Below are 208 nucleotides of genomic sequence, written 5' to 3'. Positions count from 1 at the left end.
TTTGCAATTTTTAAAAAGATTGTTAGTTTAACATTCTTATACCTTTTTAACAACTCTAAAACTACTTTTGTTTTTTCCTTGTTGGCTGCTTTTTTTCCAACAAGGTGTGGAGCTTTTTTAGATATTCATTCTCCAATTTATAATATTCAAGTTCTTTTTTTAGTTCTTTAACTCTGTCATCATTATGGTTTTTTAATTTAGATTTTTT

Annotated in this window: 1 pseudogene; it reads right to left on the bottom strand. The window is 24.5% G+C overall.

From position 1 onward, the window contains the following. Window positions 1–208, bottom strand: a pseudogene (locus ABOA88_RS24155) (IS3-like element IS1296 family transposase); the annotation flags it as partial.

Source organism: Pseudomonas sp. PKS (genome assembly GCF_051913525.1).
Classification (GTDB): Bacteria; Pseudomonadota; Gammaproteobacteria; order Pseudomonadales; family Pseudomonadaceae; genus Aquipseudomonas; species Aquipseudomonas guariconensis_D.
This window is presented reverse-complemented; position numbering and strand designations above follow the sequence as displayed.